Annotated in this window: 20 protein-coding genes, 1 tRNA gene and 1 other RNA gene; all 22 read left to right on the top strand. The window is 31.2% G+C overall.

Features of this window, described 5'->3' with window-relative positions:
* Position 1 precedes the first annotated feature (1 nt).
* The 22 genes from CBR30_05265 (at position 2) to ffs (ending at position 17,984) form a co-directional block, all read left to right on the top strand.
* Positions 2 to 1,393, top strand: a complete 1,392-nt coding sequence (locus tag CBR30_05265; GenBank protein ID PMQ01592.1) for a UDP-N-acetylmuramate--L-alanine ligase — start codon at positions 2 to 4, stop codon at positions 1,391 to 1,393.
* Positions 1,371 to 2,261 (top strand): UDP-N-acetylenolpyruvoylglucosamine reductase, encoded by an 891-nt coding sequence (locus CBR30_05270; GenBank protein PMQ01593.1) that lies wholly within the window; start codon positions 1,371 to 1,373, stop codon positions 2,259 to 2,261. The genes CBR30_05265 and CBR30_05270 overlap by 23 nt, the downstream gene beginning before the upstream one ends.
* A gap of 6 nt (positions 2,262 to 2,267) precedes the next feature.
* A complete protein-coding gene (locus tag CBR30_05275; GenBank protein ID PMQ01594.1) occupies positions 2,268 to 2,849 on the top strand; it encodes a hypothetical protein in 582 nt (193 codons plus the stop codon).
* Between the two features lie 5 nt (positions 2,850 to 2,854).
* Positions 2,855 to 4,063, top strand: a complete 1,209-nt coding sequence (gene ftsA / locus CBR30_05280) for a cell division protein FtsA (protein ID PMQ01595.1) — start codon at positions 2,855 to 2,857, stop codon at positions 4,061 to 4,063.
* 62 nt (positions 4,064 to 4,125) lie between these two features.
* On the top strand, positions 4,126 to 5,178 hold the full coding sequence (locus CBR30_05285; GenBank protein ID PMQ01624.1) for a cell division protein FtsZ: 1,053 nt from the start codon (positions 4,126 to 4,128) through the stop codon (positions 5,176 to 5,178).
* Entirely contained in the window at positions 5,175 to 6,854 is a 1,680-nt protein-coding gene (locus CBR30_05290; protein PMQ01596.1) for a radical SAM protein, read from the top strand. Before CBR30_05285 ends, CBR30_05290 begins: the two co-directional genes overlap by 4 nt.
* Positions 6,848 to 7,579: a hypothetical protein gene (locus CBR30_05295; protein PMQ01597.1), complete on the top strand. Its 732-nt coding sequence runs from the start codon at positions 6,848 to 6,850 to the stop codon at positions 7,577 to 7,579. The genes CBR30_05290 and CBR30_05295 overlap by 7 nt, the downstream gene beginning before the upstream one ends.
* Before the next feature lie 163 nt (positions 7,580 to 7,742).
* On the top strand, positions 7,743 to 7,979 hold the full coding sequence (locus CBR30_05300) for a hypothetical protein (protein PMQ01598.1): 237 nt from the start codon (positions 7,743 to 7,745) through the stop codon (positions 7,977 to 7,979).
* A 166-nt stretch (positions 7,980 to 8,145) separates the two neighbouring features.
* Entirely contained in the window at positions 8,146 to 8,430 is a 285-nt protein-coding gene (locus CBR30_05305) for a hypothetical protein (protein ID PMQ01599.1), read from the top strand.
* Positions 8,431 to 8,698: 268 nt separating this feature from the next.
* Positions 8,699 to 9,409, top strand: a complete 711-nt coding sequence (locus CBR30_05310; GenBank protein PMQ01600.1) for a YggS family pyridoxal phosphate-dependent enzyme — start codon at positions 8,699 to 8,701, stop codon at positions 9,407 to 9,409.
* On the top strand, positions 9,406 to 10,104 hold the full coding sequence (locus CBR30_05315; protein ID PMQ01601.1) for a DNA-binding response regulator: 699 nt from the start codon (positions 9,406 to 9,408) through the stop codon (positions 10,102 to 10,104). Before CBR30_05310 ends, CBR30_05315 begins: the two co-directional genes overlap by 4 nt.
* Complete coding sequence (locus CBR30_05320) at positions 10,091 to 11,119, top strand: histidine kinase (protein PMQ01602.1); 1,029 nt, start codon at positions 10,091 to 10,093, stop codon at positions 11,117 to 11,119. Before CBR30_05315 ends, CBR30_05320 begins: the two co-directional genes overlap by 14 nt.
* A 3-nt stretch (positions 11,120 to 11,122) precedes the next feature.
* Positions 11,123 to 12,343: a hypothetical protein gene (locus CBR30_05325; protein ID PMQ01603.1), complete on the top strand. Its 1,221-nt coding sequence runs from the start codon at positions 11,123 to 11,125 to the stop codon at positions 12,341 to 12,343.
* Complete coding sequence (locus tag CBR30_05330; protein PMQ01604.1) at positions 12,340 to 13,425, top strand: rod shape-determining protein RodA; 1,086 nt, start codon at positions 12,340 to 12,342, stop codon at positions 13,423 to 13,425. Before CBR30_05325 ends, CBR30_05330 begins: the two co-directional genes overlap by 4 nt.
* Before the next feature lie 2 nt (positions 13,426 to 13,427).
* On the top strand, positions 13,428 to 15,209 hold the full coding sequence (locus tag CBR30_05335) for a B12-binding domain-containing radical SAM protein (protein PMQ01605.1): 1,782 nt from the start codon (positions 13,428 to 13,430) through the stop codon (positions 15,207 to 15,209).
* Complete coding sequence (locus CBR30_05340) at positions 15,202 to 15,831, top strand: radical SAM protein (GenBank protein PMQ01606.1); 630 nt, start codon at positions 15,202 to 15,204, stop codon at positions 15,829 to 15,831. The genes CBR30_05335 and CBR30_05340 overlap by 8 nt, the downstream gene beginning before the upstream one ends.
* A complete protein-coding gene (locus CBR30_05345) occupies positions 15,821 to 16,582 on the top strand; it encodes a phosphatase (protein PMQ01607.1) in 762 nt (253 codons plus the stop codon). Before CBR30_05340 ends, CBR30_05345 begins: the two co-directional genes overlap by 11 nt.
* The gene (locus CBR30_05350; GenBank protein PMQ01608.1) at positions 16,579 to 16,887 is read left to right on the top strand and encodes a divalent-cation tolerance protein CutA; all 309 of its coding nucleotides are present in this window, start codon (positions 16,579 to 16,581) and stop codon (positions 16,885 to 16,887) included. The genes CBR30_05345 and CBR30_05350 overlap by 4 nt, the downstream gene beginning before the upstream one ends.
* Before the next feature lie 11 nt (positions 16,888 to 16,898).
* The gene (locus tag CBR30_05355) at positions 16,899 to 17,345 is read left to right on the top strand and encodes a tRNA-specific adenosine deaminase (GenBank protein PMQ01609.1); all 447 of its coding nucleotides are present in this window, start codon (positions 16,899 to 16,901) and stop codon (positions 17,343 to 17,345) included.
* Between the two features lie 21 nt (positions 17,346 to 17,366).
* Positions 17,367 to 17,458 (top strand) — tRNA-Ser (locus CBR30_05360).
* 20 nt (positions 17,459 to 17,478) lie between these two features.
* A complete protein-coding gene (locus CBR30_05365) occupies positions 17,479 to 17,706 on the top strand; it encodes an ABC transporter permease (protein PMQ01610.1) in 228 nt (75 codons plus the stop codon).
* A 12-nt stretch (positions 17,707 to 17,718) separates the two neighbouring features.
* An RNA gene (gene ffs, locus CBR30_05370) (signal recognition particle sRNA large type) lies at positions 17,719 to 17,984 on the top strand.
* Positions 17,985 to 17,997 lie beyond the last annotated feature (13 nt).

The following is a 17,997-nucleotide window of genomic DNA, read 5'->3' on the forward strand; positions in this document are numbered from 1 at the left end:
TTTGCTTTCTTGGGAAAAGTTCCATTTTGTAGGGATTGCAGGATCGGGGATGAGTGCACTGGCTTATATATTGGCAGAAGAAGGCTATCAAGTGTCTGGATCAGATCTTCAAGAGAACTTATCAACAATAAGACTGCGCTCTAAAGGAGTGAAAATTTTTGTTGGTCATAGAGCGGAGCAGGTAAAAAATGTTGATGTTGTTGTTGTATCTTCTGCTATTCCTGAAAATAATATAGAGGTTATTACTGCTAAAGAAAACAATATACCTATTATACAAAGGGGAGAATTATTATCACTTTTAACTAAAGAGAAGAAATCAATTTTAATTGCAGGGGCTCATGGAAAAACTACTACAACTTCAATGATTGCTCTTGTTTTAGAAAAAGCAGGATTAGATCCAACAGTTTTAGTAGGAGGAGAAGTTGAGGATTTCGGAGGAAATGCTAAGCTCGGAAAAGGGGAGTATTTAGTTGCTGAGGCAGATGAAAGTGACGGTTCTATGCTAAAACTTTTCCCATATGCATTGGTTATAACAAATATTGATAATGACCATTTAGATTATTATAAAACAATTGAAAATATTAAGACGGCTTTTTTGAAGATGATAGAGAAGGTTCCTGAGGACGGATTTGTTATTATAGGGACAGAAAGCCAATATGTTAGGGAAATTTTGCCAAATATTAAAAGGACTTATTATACTTATGGTTTAGATAAAAATAATGATTTTTATCCTGAGGTTTTAAATATTCAACCTAATTTTTCCGAATTTAAGGTTTATTATAAAGGGAAAGAGTTAGGTAAAATTAGATTGAATGTTTCAGGGCTTCATAATATACTTAATGCTTTATCTGCAATAGCTATCTCCTATGTCTTGGGAATTGATATAAATGCTGGTATTAAAGCCTTGGAATCTTTTAGAGGAGTTCAGAGAAGGATTCAATTTAAGGGTAATATAAATAATGTTCTTGTTTTTGATGACTATGGACACCATCCGACAGAGATAAAAGCAACTTTAAATACTTTGAAACTTTATGATAGAAGACTTGTAGTAGCTTTTCAACCCCATAGATATACAAGAACCTATTATTTGAGTAAAGAATTGGCGGAGGCTTTAGAATTATCTGATGTTTTAATAATTACAGATATCTATTCTGCTGGAGAAAAACCTATTCCAGGAGTTTCTGGTAAGAATATCTATGATATTTATGTGGAAAAATATCCGGAAAAGGAAGTTTACTACTGTGAGAATCTTATTGAGGTTGCTAAAAAAGCAAAAGAGATTTTAAGGGACGGAGATATATTTTTAACCTTGGGGGCTGGAGATATTTACAAAGTAGGGGAGGCTCTTCTTACAAAAGATCTAAAGGAGAATAAAGTTGAGTACTCTCATTAATAGGAAAATTAAAGGCTTAATTTTGGAAAAAGAACCAATAGCAAGGCACACTTCCTTTAAGATTGGAGGAACAGCAGATTTTCTTGTAATACCTAAAGTATGGGATGATGTTTACGAGGTTATTGATAAATGCAATAGAGAAAAGATTCCATATAGAATTATGGGACAAGGTAGTAATATTTTAGTTTCAGATGAAGGAGTAGAGGGAATAGTTATTAAAATAAATAGATCTCTTGGAAGTATAAATAGGGTAGAACGTGGAATTATAAGGGTGGAGGCAGGATGTTTAATTTCAGATCTTCTATCTTATCTTGTGAATAATAATCTGGGAGGACTGGAATTTTTAGCTGGTATTCCAGGAAATATTGGAGGTGCTGTCTTTGGTAACGCAGGTGCTTGGGGAGAGGCTATTGGAAAGTGTGTGGAAATGGTGGATATAATTGACAAGGATTTAAGAGAAAAAACCTTAAGAAGAGAGGATTTAGTATTTAGCTACAGAAGATCAAATATTAATGAGGGCATTGTTATAAAGTCGGTATATTTAAAGGTTTTTGAACAAGATGGTGGTAAGACAAAAGATAAAATATTGAGATATCTCTATGAAAGAAATAGAAAATTGCCTAAACTTCCATCAGCAGGTAGTATTTTTAAAAATCCTCCAAATCAAAGCGCTGGTTATCTGATAGAGCAAGTTGGATTGAAAGGATATAGAGTTGGAAATGTTATGGTGTCTTACGAACATGCAAATATAATTGTTAATCTTGGTGAAGGGAAGGCAAAAGATGTGATGAATATCATTGAAATTGTAAAAGAAAAGGTATATAAAAAATTTAATATTTCATTAGAACTGGAAATAAAGGTTTGGTAAAGATTTATGAAAAAGTTTTTATGTTTTTTTATATTTCTAATAATAATTTCGATGGGATTTATATTATATGTAAGGATTGATCCTTATAATGAGAATGTTTATAAGATTGTTAAGGACAAATTTTATAGAAAATTTATGATTCGTATTAATTCGCAAGAGTTAGAAAAAATTTTTATCGAGAAAGGTTTTATTATAAAGAGTATTAAAAGATATCCTTGGTCCTTAAAAGTGAGCTGGGAAGAAGAATATACTTGGATTCATATTCTATCAAAAAGTAAAGAATATTTTATAAGTCAAAAGTGCATGATCATGAAGAATATTAAAAGGCATGACAATACGATTACAGTAAAGGATTATAATAATTTGCCCATAAAGGATATTGTTCTATTAATTAAAAGCTTTGGTTCTATAAATATAAAGGAGGTTGAGCTTTTTTCAAAATATTTTGTGGTTTACTCTGATGATAAGAGAATCTTATTTGATTACAAGAATTATAAAGAAAATTTGAAAGATTTCAAAACCCTATTTAAGGAGTTAAATGCTAAGTATTTTGATTTTAGATTTAGTATTCCTGTGATTAGGGGATAAATTGAATGTCCGATATTTTTTTAGCCTTGGATTTAGGTTCTTCGAAGATTGCTGCAATAATAGGTAATATAGAGAAGGAGATAGAGATATTAGGATACTCCATTGTTCCTTCTCAGGGGATTCAATTTGGAAATATAGTAGATATGAATAGTGCGAGCTCATGTGTTTCTGAGGCAGTCGAAAGAGCGGAAAAAATGTTAGGGAAAAAAGTATCTCCAAGGGTGGTTGTAGCTATTGGAAATGAAAGTACAGTTCCCATACAGAGCAAAGGGGTTGTAATAATAAAAAATAAAAATCAAGAAATTACAAGTAAAGATGTGGAAAGAGTAATTGAAACTGCAAAAACCACTTTACTTCCTCCAAATAAAGAGATAATATATGCATTAAAGAAAGAGTTTCGAGTTGATGGACAAAATAATATAGAAAATCCTGTAGGGCTTACAGGAACAAGATTAGAAGCAGATGTTATACTAATAACCCATGATGTATCTCAAATAAGAAATGTAATAAATGTAATGCAAAGGGCAAATCTCTATATTGAAGGGTTTATACCAAAAGAAGTAGCTCTATCAGAGGCTATACTAACAGAAGACGAAATGAACTTAGGTGTGGCTTTGGCTGATATAGGTGGAGATTTAAGTCATTTAGCAGTATATAAGGAAGGTAGTCTTATTTCTACAGGAGTTTTAAGATTAGGAGGGGAAAGAATAACGAAGGATATTGCAATAGGATTAAGATTAAAACCTGAAGAGGCAGAAAAAGCGAAAATACTAATTGGATCCCTTAAAGATGTTAATAAATCATTAGAGGTAACTACTTTGCAGGGAGACAAGGTAACTATTAATTCTAATCAATTAAAAGAGATAATACAACCGAGAGTAGAGCAAATCTTGTACTATATAGATAGGAAGTTTCAAGAATTAAGTTATCCCTTAGATTTACTACCAGGAGGATTAATAATTACAGGTGGTACTGCCTTATTAGATGGGATTGAAGAATTTGCTTCAAACTTTTTAAAAATACCTGTGAAAAGAAGATGTCCGAGTATTCTTACCTCTTATATGAGAGGAAATGATGCATATTTTTTTACAGTAGCTATGGGTGCTCTTTTAAGGATTAAAAAAGATATGAAAATTTATGATAAAAAGCAACCTTGGTTTACATCTTTAAAAGAAAAATTTATGGGGTTTTTTAGACCCTTTACTGAGTCTTAAGAAGTTGAAAGGGGGAGTCAAAATTGTTGTCACAAAAACTTTTAGAGTCTCAAGATATAAATATGAAAAAGATACCGGTAATAAAAGTGGTTGGAGTTGGGGGAGCTGGAGGAAATGCTATTAACAGAATGATTGATGCTGGTGTTCATGGGGTGGAGTTTATTGCAGTTAATACTGATGTGGCTGTACTGCAAACAAGTAAAGCACCTATAAAAATACAAATTGGGGCTGAGCTCACAAAAGGATTAGGAGCTGGAGGAGATCCTAAAATTGCAGAGAAAGCAGCATTGGAAAGCGAGGAGATAATTAGGGAATATTTACAAGGTGCGGATATGGTTTTTATTACAGCTGGAATGGGAGGAGGTACTGGAACAGGAGCTTCTCCTGTTATTGCGGATATTGCAAGAGAGTGTGCAGATTTAGTTGTTGCAGTAGTAACATTACCTTTTTCTTTTGAGCTTAGAAAGAAGAGAGCAACAGCAAAAGAAGGTGTTGAGAGACTTAAAGAAAAAGTAGACTCTGTAATTATAATTAATAATGATAAACTGTTACAGCTTTCAGATAGAAATCTTCCTGTTTTAGAAGCCTTTAAATTAGCAGATGATGTTTTGAGACAAGCAGTACAGGGAGTTTCCGAAATTGTTAATGGTACAGGTATAATTAATATAGACTTCAATGATTTAAAATCTATAATGAGTAAGGCTGGTACTGCCTATTTAGGGATAGGTGTTGGAAAAGGTGAAAATAGAGCAAAGGAAGCTGCAAAAATGGCTTTAAACAGTCCTATTCTTGATATTTCTATAAATGGTGCTAAAGGGGTAATATTTAACATAACCTGTGGGAAAGATTTTAATATGAATGAGATAAATGAGCTTGCAGAAATGATTATTCAAAATGCTGATCCGGAAGCAAATGTAAAATTTGGTTTAGTAGCAAATGACGAGATGGAAGGAGCAATGAAAGTTACTATTGTGGCTACTGGGTTTGAACAGAACGAGGTATTTAAGGAGGTAAATAAAAAGGAGATTGAGCAGAATTATGCTCATTTGGTTGGAGATTTTGAATTACCTCCATTCCTATTAAAACAGCAAAACAATCCAAAAGATAAACGTTGAATTGGTACTTTATAAAGCAGATTAAAGAGTTAAAAGAGCAAGAAAAAGGATATAAACTGTCGAAAAAAGGCGGAGATGTTAGTATACTTTTGATTTTTCCTAATAGATACTCTTTGTCATTAGGAAATCTTGGATATTTAAGTGTATATAAATACTTCAATGACCAAAAAGGGATCTTATGTGAGAGGGCTTATATTCCCGATGAATTTCCCAAAAATACAAGTTTTCCTCTTTACTCCATAGAAACCCAAAGACCTGCAATTGACTTCGATATCTGGGCATTCTCATTGAGTTTTGAGATGGATTATTTCAATGTTATTAGAATTTTAAACTTAGAAAAGGTCCCGATTTTTTCTAAAGATAGAGACGAAAATTATCCTTTAATTATGGCAGGAGGAATTGCAATAAGCTCAAATCCCGAGCCTCTTGCTGAAGTTTTTGATTTAATTTTTATAGGTGAAGCAGAAGATTTCATTAAAGAATTTTCTGAGTATTTGATTTTAAAGAAAGAAAAAAATTGGGACAAAATTACTTTTTTAGAAAAAGTTTCTTCTCTTGAAGGAGTTTATATACCAAGATTTAGTACTCCTTTCTATGGTAATGATGGGAAGATCTTAAAATATGAGTCTTTACAAAGATTACCTATTAAGAAAAGAGTTAGCAAAAATTTCTCCTCCTTAGTTTCTTTTTCCTGTATTACAAGTCCTAAATCTGTTTTTCCAAACATGGTTTTATTGGAGGGAGTTAGGGGTTGCATTCATCAATGTAGATTTTGTCTTGCAGGATACTTTTATAGACCATTTAGAAGGAAGGATATTTTAACTAACATGTTTGAAATAACAAAATATTTTAGTGATAATGTTAGAATAGGTCTTATTCTTCCTTCTATAGATAAGAGTATACCTTGGAATGATTTAAAAAGTTTTATAGAGGATAATGAAATTTTACTGTCTTTATCTTCTTTGAGATTAGATCAAATTGATGATAATATTTTAGAGATAATAACTCATTCGAAGCAAAAAACATTAACTATTGCTCCTGAAACTGGAAGTGATAGGTTAAGGAGTGTGATTAATAAAAATTTTTCTAACGAAGATATAATAAATTTTGTAGGAAAATTAAAAGATTTTCATATTAAAAATTTAAAACTATATTTCATGATTGGATTGCCTACAGAAACCTCAAAAGATTTGGAGGAAATTTACAAATTAGTGGATGAAATTAGTAGTATATTAAGCAAAACTCATGTATCAATTAGTATTTCTCCTTTTGTTCCAAAACCTCATACTCCATTTCAATGGGAGAAAATGCAAGATGTTGATTATTATATAACTGCCTATAAATATTTGTCGGATAAGTTCTCAGGAAAAAGAAATATAAAAATTGAACATGAAGATGTGTATTCAAGTTTAGTTCAGGGACTTATTAGTAGGGGTGATAGGAGAATATCAATAATTTGGAATTATTTATACAATTCTAAAAAGATTTATAAAAACTTTAAAGAATTAATAGAGTTTTATTTATTTAGAGAAAGAGATAAAGATGAATTTTTCCCGTGGAATGTGATAGATATCGGTGTTAAAAAGGAGTATCTTTGGAGAGAAAGGGAAAAGGCATATCAAGGAAAAATCACTCATAAATGCTTTGAGGGGTGCAAAGCCTGTGGAGTATGTTGAGAAATAATTTTTGGGCTTCAGAATTACTTAATAGATTTCCAGAAGTATCCCATGGTTTTGTTTCAGCTCCTTTATCTTTCAATTTATCTCTTAATTTTAAAAATATGAAGTCCGCTATTCTTTTTTATAGATTTACAAAAATTCCTTTTAGGAATTGGGTGTTTGCAGAGCAAATACATGGAGATAGTTTTCGTTATATTGATGATAAAAAGAATTTAATATTTCCTAAGATTGTACATAAAACAGATGCTTTGTTAACATCTGAAAAGGGAAGAATTATAGTAATGTTTTTTGCGGACTGTTTCCCTATTTATGTATATTCTCCAAAAATTCCCTTGGTAGGATTAATACACTCAGGATGGCGAGGAGCTTTGAAAAGATTACCTTTTAAAGTAGTTCAAGAAATGTTAACACAATATGATTTACATCCTAATGAAATCTATTTGGCGGTAGGTCCAGGAATTCAAAATTGTTGTTTTCAGGTTAAGGAAGATTTCATAGAAAAATTATCTGAAGAAGATAAGAAATATTTGGAAGAGAGAGAAAATAGTTTTTATTTTGATCTACCAAGCTTTATAACTTCCCAATTTTGGGATCTAAACATACCAAAAGAGAATGTAGATCTTTCAGGAATATGTACAAAATGCAATTTAAATTTTTATTCCTATAGAAGAGATAAAACAAAAGATAGAAATATTGGTTTTATTTATATAAGAAGAGGCTGAGTTTTATGCTTAAAATTGCCTCATTCTCTTTAATATTCCTATGCTAGCATCTATTTTCTCAGTGTATTATATAGAAAATAGAATTGGGATTTGAGAGAATTTGGAAAATTGCATTAAGAATACTACTTCTAAGTAGTAATTACAATTTAAGGGGGGATTATGTATGTTAAGATGGTGGAAAGGTTATGTTGAGAATTTTAGCTTAATCAGAGTTATAGTATGGTTTTTAGTAATTTTTGTATTAATGGATTTAATACCTTTTATAAAAAATAGAGATTTTTCAATAACCTCTTTTCAGAGATTTTTGATAAAAGTTATAATAACATTTGTTATTGTGTTCATTGTAGATTTCATTGTTTATCCTTTTGAAAAATATATGTTTAAAAAATTTAAGAAATAAAAACTCTGAGCTAATTGACGGAGAATTGGAAAAAGTTGAGGGACAGCTTTATGGAAATGTTATAGATACAAAAAATTATAGTAAGAACTGTGAGTTATACTATATCTTCTAATAAGTGCTGGAATATACTTCATATACTATCTTCTGGGACTTTAGGGGGTGAAAAATGAAAATCTCTATTAACAGGAGAGAAATTATTATTAGAACTATAGAAATAATATTAATGTTTGTGGCCTTTTTATTTCTTATTAGTAAAGTTTTTAAAGAGCCAATGGATTCTGGTAGGGGGCTTATCCTTTTTATCTTAATAGTTTTAGGTAATACCTTGAATAACTTAGCTTATAGTAATGAGTTTATAGTAAAAAGTGTATTTTTGAGGTCAACAGTTTCTTTTTTGACTGGAGTAGGCATGTATCTCCTATACGAGCTTATAGTTAGTAGGTTATTTTAGTAACATTATTATGAATTAATTCAAAATGGATATTTTATACTTAGTATTTTGAATAAGGATACCATAAAAATGAAATGGCCATGTTTTTTTCGCTTCTCCTACTCAGATAACTTTAGTATCCAAGTGTCCATTAGGGGGATACCATCTCTCTTCCGTGTTCCAAAACGAAAAATATTGAAGAGTAGAAATACTTATTGATAAAATTCTATTCTATGGAATCTTTTATTTTATGGCTAAAAGTTGTAAAATTTGAGAGGATAAATGAAATATGGAAGAAGATTTAAGTTATATTAAAAGAAACTGGGAAAAAGTAAAAGAGGAGATAGATAGAGTAGCCTCTCGCATAGGAAGAGACAAAGAAAAAATTGAGGTTGTTGCAGTAGCAAAAGGCTGTCCTTCTTCCTATGTGAGGGAAGCCTTTTTATCAGGTATTAAATTTATAGGAGAAAATAGAGTACAAGAAGCAGAAAAGAAGATAAATGAGCTTAAAGATTTGCCAATAGAATGGCATTTGGTTGGGCATTTACAAAGAAATAAGGTAAAAAAGGCTGTTAAACTTTTTTCTCTAATTCATTCTGTTGATAGTGTTCCTTTAGCTCTTGAACTTAACAAGGAGGGAGAGAGATTAGGAAAAAGGATTAAAATTTTGATACAATTTAATACGTCTGGAGAGCCATCAAAATTTGGTTTTAAGGAGGAAGAATTTTTTAAAAATATAGATCTACTGATGGGATTAAAAAATTTGGAAATTTTAGGGGTTATGACTATTGGTCCTTTAACCTCTGATAAAAATTTGATTAGGGAGTCTTTTAGAAGACTAATGAAAATTAGAGAAAGATTTATGAAGGAATCAGGACTTGATCTTCCTTATATATCTATGGGGATGTCTGAAGATTTTCAAATTGCTATTGAGGAGGGGGCAAATTTGTTAAGATTAGGTAGAATAATATTTTCAAAGGAGTTTGAGGTGAAAATATGAAAAAGATTCTTCTTGTTGAAGATGATAAAGGCATTGTTAACTCTTTATCCCTTTTGTTAACTAAAGAAGGTTACCAGGTTGAGACAGCATATACTGGGAATGAGGCTCTGCAAAAATTCAGATCTTTTGAGCCTGACCTAATTTTATTAGATTTATTACTACCGGAAAAAGATGGTTGGGAAGTTTGTAAAGAGATTAGGCAAGTAAGTGATGTTCCTATTATTATGCTTACTGCGAAAGATGAAGAAGTAGACAAAGTTATAGGTTTAAAACTTGGTGCAGATGATTATATTACAAAACCTTTTGGTGCAAAAGAACTTTTGGCAAGAATTGAAGCTGTTTTAAGAAGGTATCAATCTAATATACTAAAAACTGAGAAGATTGAAGTTTATCCTTTTGAAATGGATCTAAATAAAAGGACTGTTAAGATAAAGGGAAGAGAAGTAAATCTTTCATATAGAGAATTTGAAATCTTAAAGCTATTTTTACTTAATCCTGGCATTGTCCTTAGTAGGGATAATATAATAAGACATATTTGGGGAGAGAATTTCTGGGGTGAACCTCGTACAGTTGATGTATATATACGTTGGTTGAGAGAAAAAATAGAGGAAAATCCAAGTCAACCTAAGTATATAATTACTGTTAGAAATTTGGGGTATAAGTTCCAGGGAGAGACAAAAGTTGAGGGTAGATAAAGATAAATGGGAGATATTAGCAGAAAATATTCCAATAGGAGTCATTCTTTTAGATTCGGAAGAGAAATTAGAATACATTAATAATTCTGCAGAAGTTATATTAGGTCTAAAAGATGTAGAAATAGGAAAAAAGCTTTTTGAAATTGTTCCAGATTATGAGATTGATGAGTTAGTGAAAAAAACTTTAAAAAGTAAAGAAAATAACAGTATATCCATTTACTATTGGAGCAATGAGAAGAAACTATTAGAAATAAGATCTATATATTTAGAAGACGGGAAAGTTTTTTTAATAATAGAGGATAAAAGTATATATGAAAAGCTCGAAGAAAATTATAGGGATTTTATAGCGAATGCATCTCATGAGCTTCGTACCCCTCTTACATCAATCCAAATATTATTAGATCTTTTTTCGGAAAAGAAGATCACTTTAGAGGAAATTCAAAATGAGTTTTTCCCATATCTTAAAAAGGAAATTATGCGTATGACAAAACTTGTTACAAATCTGCTTAATTTATCAAGATTAGAATCAGGAGTCGTTCAAATAAATCCACAGAAGATATTTTTAATTGATATTATTGATAAAGTTTTGGAAAGTTTGTATCCTTTAATTAAGAAAAAGGGGTTAAAATTGCACTTGGATGTTCCATCATCATTGGAGATTTATGCGGATCCACAACACTTAGAAACTATATTATTTAATCTATTGGAAAATGCAGTAAAATATACTCCTGAAAATAAACAAATTTTTATCTATTCTAATTTTGATGATAATAATATAGTTTTAGTAATAAAAGATACAGGAGTAGGGATTCCAGAGAAAGATTTACCTTATATTTTTGATAGATTTTACAGGGTAGAAAGGTCAAGAACAAGTGAGGATGGATTTAGCAGTGGTTTGGGACTTGCGATAGTAAAAAAATTAGTTGAAAAACATAATTGGAAAATTGAGGTAGAAAGTGAGTTGAACTTAGGTACTACTTTTAAAATTTTAATACCAAAGGGAAAGGAAGGATGATAAATGGTTGATTTACGTCCATTTTCTGGAATGCACTATAATAAAAATATTCCGCTTGATAAAGTTATTTGTCCACCATATGATGTTATTTCTGCAGAAGAGAAAGTAAGATTTTTGAATACTCATCCATATAATTTTATACATTTGACATTAGGCGATAAAAATCCACCTAATTATCAGGAGATATCGCAAATCTTAGATAATTGGATTAAAGAAGGAATTTTAGAAAAGGAAGAACCCGCTTTATATTTATATAAACAGAGATTTTACTGGAATGGTAGAAAGGAATCTACCTTTGGCATTCTCGGTCTAATTAAGTTGCAACCATTTGGGGAAGACATAATGCCCCATGAACAAACCTTTCAGGGTCCTAAAAAGGATAGATTAGAGTTGCTTAAACATTGTAAGGCTAATTTTGAGCCTATATGGGGCATCTATGAGGATAAAGAGGGGATTGTCTCTAATATTTGGAAAGAATTAGATAAAACGGATCCCTTTCTTAGGACAAAAGGATGGGATGATAGGGAGCACTATTTGTGGAAAATACCTGCTGAATGGCAATATAGAATTATAGAGTTTTTTAAAACCCAAAAAATTCTAATAGCGGATGGACATCATAGATATGAAGCTTCTTACATGTATTATAACGAGGTAAAAAACGAAAATGCTGGTTATGTATTAATTTTATTAACTGATCTATATGATCCTGGCGTTAAAGTATTACCAACCCATAGATTAATGAAAAAAGAGCTAAAGATTTCCCTTTTTGATATGGAAGAAATTTTTACTATCAGTGAGGAAGATTTTGATGAAGAGAAGTTAAACTTGTATTTTAATCCTGCAAAGCCACTTATTTATTACTATGATGGTAAAAAATTATACAGTTTAACTCCTAAAACGAACTATTTTTCTAAAGCTTCTGAAAAGTCGAATTTGTGGTGGGCTCTTCCTACCACACTACTACAAAAAGGAGTATGGGAAGAAATACTTAAAATTAAAGAAGGTGAATTACAGGAAAAAGGATTAATAAGGTTTTCTCATAGTTTACAAGAAGTGAAGGATTTGATCAAGTTAGGAGATTTTGGTTCTGCCTTTTTATTACCTGCTATACCTTTGGAAATTATATATGCTTTATCTATAAAAGGTGAAAGGCTTCCTCAAAAGTCTACATATTTTTATCCTAAACCTGTATCTGGACTAGTCTTTTGGAAAATGGAATTATGAGACGTAAAGAATTAAGGTTAATTATTTTACCTCTAATATTAATAGTGATTGGGCTATTTAGTATTTATAGTGCTACTATTAGTAGGCTTGTAGCTAATAATTTGTCTCCTTATCTTTTTGTTGAACGTCAATTTGTAGCTTTTATTATCGGTGTAATTCTTTCGCTTATTATAATGAGTTTTCCTTATAGGGTTTGGGAGAGGCTTTACATATTTATATACGTAATTAATATTTTCTTGTTAATAGCAGTATTATTGTTTGGAAATGAGAGATTAGGAGCTCAAAGATGGTTTTCCATATTTGGTTTTTCTTTTCAACCTTCAGAACTTTCAAAATTTTTTAATATTTTATTTTTTAGTGGATTCTTTTCAAAATTAAAAAGAGAAAAAGACGAATTGGGACTTAAGGAATTTATCATATCTGGTATTCTTTTGTTTATTACCTTTATGACAGTCTTTTTACAGCCAGATTTAGGTACATCTATAATAATTGCTCTTGAGGGTGTATTTCTATTTCTAATTGGAGGTATTCCCAGAAGATATATTATAAAGTTTGGTTTAGTAATTATTTTGTTGCTTCCTTTTTTTTGGTTCTTTTTGAAGCCTTATCAACAGCAAAGAATAATAACCTTTTTAAATCCAGAAAAGGATCCTTTAGGGAGTGGTTATCAGATATTACAAGGATTAATTGCTGTTGGATCTGGAGGATTATTTGGCAAAGGGTGGCTTTCAGGTCCTCAAACTCATCTTAATCTTATACCTGAACAGCATACAGATTTCATATTTACTGTTATTGCGGAGGAATTTGGATTTTTTGGTTCTTTAATTTTATTGATGATTTACTTATTATTCTTTTATTATTGTTGGCAACTGTATGTTAGTGTTAATGATATTTACCCTAAATTAATAGTTGGAGGAATATTATTTTCTTGGGTTATTCAAGTATTTATTAATATAGGAATGGTTTTAGGAGTTCTTCCTATTGTAGGTGTGCCACTTCCTTTTGTAAGTTTCGCAAGAACTTCATTAATAACAAATATCCTTATGGTTGCCTTTTTAGTCAATATATCTATGAGGAGCTAAATATGAAAAGGAGTTTGGACGATATTTTAATAAATGTAAAATCTCCCGGAAGATATGTAAATGGTGAATTCAACGTTATTAAGAAGGATTGGTCAGATCCAAATATTAAATTGAAGGTTGCTTTAGCCTTTCCAGATCTTTATGAGGTAGGTATGTCAAATCTTGGTTTTCAAATTATTTATCATCTACTAAATAGAAGAAGGGATGTTTTATGTGAAAGAGTTTTTGTGCCAGATATAGATATGGAGAATCTTTTGAGATACTATAAAATACCATTATTCTCCTTAGAGGGAAAAGTACCTTTGAAGAATTTTGATTGGATTGGATTTAGTATATCTTATGAGCTAAATTACTCTGGAATTTTGACAATTTTAAGCTTAGCAGGGATACCATTTTTAAGTGCGGAAAGAGGAAAAAATGATCCGTTAATCATAGCAGGTGGACCTTCTGTTCTGAATCCTGAGCCTATTGCTCCTTTTATCGATATATTTTTTGTGGGTGAGGCAGAGGAAACTTTAGATAAGGTTGTAGATGTATTTATAGAATGGAAAAATTATAGCAATGATAGAATGGAACTCTATAAAAATTTAGTTAAGTTTGGTTGTATTTATATTCCCTCTTTATATGATTTTAAAGACAAGAAGGTTTATCCTATTTATGATTGGGCACCAAAAAGAATTAAGAAGGAGATTGTTAAAGATTTAGACAATGCCTTTTTCCCTACAAAGCCATTAGTACCAATTCAGTCTGTAGTACATGACAGAGGCGTAGTTGAGATAATGAGAGGATGTCATAGAAATTGCAGATTTTGTTTAGCTGGTTATGTATACAGACCTAAAAGGTATAGAAGTCCAGATAAAATTAGAGAATATGTAAGAGAAATTATTAAAAATACTGGTTATGAAGAGATAAGTCTTTTATCTTTGAGCAGTAATGATTATCCATATATAGAAGAATTGATCGATGAATTAAATGATGAGTTTTCAAAAAACTATATTAATTTTTCTCTTCCCTCTCTTAGAGCAGATAAATTCTCTTTGGATCTTTCAAAAAAATTATCAAAGGTTAGGAAATCAGGTCTAACTTTTGCAATAGAAGCTGGAACTGAGAGACTTAGAAAAGTAATTAATAAAGGATTAAAAACTGAAGATTTTTTAAACACTGTAAAAACAGCATATTCTATGGGATGGAGAAGAATCAAACTATATTTTATGCTTGGTCTTCCTACAGAGAGTAATGAAGATATTAGAGAATTAACAAATTTGATGTGGCAAATAGTAAAGGAAAATAAGGGAATTCATCTGCATCTTGGCTTTTCCATATTTATTCCAAAACCTCATACCCCTTTTCAGTGGGAAAAATTTGAGGAAAAGGAAATTATAAAAGAGAGAGAACATATGATTTTACATGCTCTTAAGAAGGGTCCTTTTGATATTGATTTTCACGATTATAATATGAGTTATTTGGAAGCTATATTCTCAAGAGGAGATAGGAATTTATCAAAGGTATTAGAGAAAGCATGGAGTAAGGGAAGTAGATTGGAAGGTTGGAAAGATTATTTGAATATAGATTATTGGAAAGAGGCTTTTGAGGAGGAAGGAGTAGACCCCAAGGATTATCTTAGAGAGAGGGATTTAAATGAAAATTTACCTTGGGATCATATTGATGTGGGTGTTAATAAAGAGTATTTAATGAAGGAAAGAGAGAAGGCATATTCAGGAAAAGATACTCTACCATGTGAATGGGGAAAGTATTGCGAGTTGTGTGGGGCTTGCTATGGATAAATTTTATTATAGATTATCTTATTACAAAAAGGGGAAGCTTACTTATATCGGTTTTTTAGATTTGGCTAAATTTATTATCCGTTCTCTAAGGAGAACAGGCTTACCTGTGGCTTATTCGCAAGGCTTTAATCCCCAGCCTTTAGTGTCCTTTTCTTTACCAATACCTGTTGGGGTAGAAAGTAAAAGGGAATGGATTGATATTGCCTTAACTGAGAACGTAGAGGAAAAATTGATCATAGAAAAATGGAATAAGGAATTACCTGATGATTTGAAGTTTATTTCGTGTAGGTTTATGAAGGTTCCAAAAACATTAGATATTAATTTTATAAAATATGAACTTACTTTTTTCCATGTAGATATTCTTGGTCTCAAGAGGGATATTGAAAATTTTGAAATATCAGATAAATTTTATATTTTAGTACGTAGAGGAGATAAGATAAAATATTTAGACATGAAGGGGTTAGTGCAAAAGATAGAATTAAAAGATAGCGATAATATTATTGAGGCTTTGGTAAAGGTTAATAATGGTAATATATTACGAGGAGAGGAAATATTAGAAATATTTACTGTAAAGCCTATTATAAAAAGACATGTAAGAGAATTAATTACTGATGAGATATAAACTTATAATTACAGATTTTGATGGGAGTTTAGTTGGGGATAGCCTTAATATTTCTTATCAAAACATATCTGCAATCAATAGATTTAGGGAGATGGGGGGAGATATTACTATAGCAACAGGTAGAAGATGGAGTTCTATTAAACCCTTTGTAGAGCTATTGAATATTAAAATACCTGTTATATTATATAATGGCGCAGGTATTTATGATCCTACTAAAGAAAATTGGATATATAGAAAGTTTTTGCGAGTAGAATTTTTGAAAGAGATATTGAGATTTTTAAAAACTTACGAAGGGAAATGTTCATTTGGATTTTATATAAATGATGAGCTCTATGAGGAATGGAAAATTGATAAAATATTTAGTCTTTTAGAAGGTAAAGTAATAAAATTTTTTATTGAGGCTGATAGAAAGATTCTTGAAGAGATTCAAAGGGGATTGAATAAATACTTCTACGATAAAGTTACTATTGTTATCTCTTCTTATAAGTTTTTAGAAATATTACCAAAAGGTTGTTCAAAAGGTAGAGCAATGTTAAAATTGCTTCATCTTTTGAAAATATCACCTATGGAAGTTATAGCTATTGGAGATTATGATAACGATTTAGATATGTTGAAGCTTGCTGGAATAGGGATAACTCTTCCTAATGCTTCGGAAAGGGTAAAAAAGTTTGCGGATTTTGTAACTAAAAGTGATCCGGATGGTGCAATAGCAGAGATAATTAATAAATTAGAGAGAGGTGAGTTAATATGATCTTAGTTTTTTGTACAACAAAAGATTCAGAAGAAGCTTATAATTTGGCTAATTTTTTACTTGATGAAAAATTGATTGCCTGTGCTAATATTGTTCCTAATATAAGGTCTTTATATTTTTGGAAAGGAAGTAAAGAGGATACTAATGAATATCTACTAATTATGAAAACTGTTGAATCAAAGTTTCCTAATTTGGTTAAAAAAATCAAAGAAAAGCATAGCTATGAACTGCCTGAAATAATAGCAATTCCTGTTAGCAATGCAGATCCTGAATATGTAAAATGGATAGAGGAAAGTCTGAGTTAGATATTTTTTATATGAAAGAGGCTTTAAAAGAAGCAGAAAAGGCTTACCTGCTTGGAGAAGTACCTGTAGGAGCTATCATAGTTGATGGGCAAGGAAAAATAATATCAAGGGGCTATAATTTAAAAGAGAGCAAAAAAGATCCTACTGCACATGCGGAGATTGTAGCTATAAGGAAAGCAGTTAAAAAATATAATAATTGGCGATTAGAAGATTGTACTTTATATGTAACATTAGAACCATGCGTTATGTGTTATGGTGCAATTGTTCAATCACGGATTCAGAAAGTTGTTTTTGGAGCATATGATAAAAAATTTGGAGTTTTTGGCTCTACCATTAATCTGAATGAGCTTAATCTTTTTAATCATAAAGTTAATGCAATGGGTGGAATATTGGAAGAAGAAAGCTCGGAGCTTTTGAAAAAATTTTTTAAAAATCTAAGGGATTTTTCAAATAAATAGATTTATGGTAAAATTATCTACGGAGAGGTGGCTGAGTGGACGAAGGCGCTCGCCTGGAGAGCGAGTAGACCGCGAAAGCGGTCTCGTGGGTTCGAATCCCACCCTCTCCGCCATTTAAATTTTGGGGTATTTTATGGAAAGTATAAGAAGCATTATTAGTACGGGAACAATTATATTGAGTTTTGTTTTGGGATTTCTCTCTGCATATGCTGTAGTAAGAGAGATAAATTTCTCTTTGTTTTTGAAGAATGATAAGAGTGTTGGTGCTCTTATCGCAAAAGCAATATTATTCATTATAATTTGGGCATTTGTAGGACAGTTTTTAAGTTTCATTTTTGTTTTAATTAAATTACAGGAGTAAAATCTCTCAGGGCTATGCTTAGGTGGGGAGCTAGCGGTGCCCTGTACCTGCAATCCGCTATAGCAGGACCGAAAGGCCACCTGAGGCTTTGCCTTGTAGAATAGGAGGGAGTATGGGAACGATGATAGTCAGGAACTGTGCAATGGGAAGGCTTCAAACCCCGCCAGGTCCGAAAGGAAGCAACGGTAAGAAGCTCTTCTCATGTGCCGCAGGACTCCTGACTGGAGTTCACCGCTCCCTTACTATCTGGAAGGCATAAGTCGAGGGTGGAGGCATAGCCCTGAGAAATTT

The sequence above is a fragment of the Dictyoglomus sp. NZ13-RE01 genome, from assembly GCA_002878375.1.
GTDB lineage: Bacteria > Dictyoglomota > Dictyoglomia > Dictyoglomales > Dictyoglomaceae > NZ13-RE01.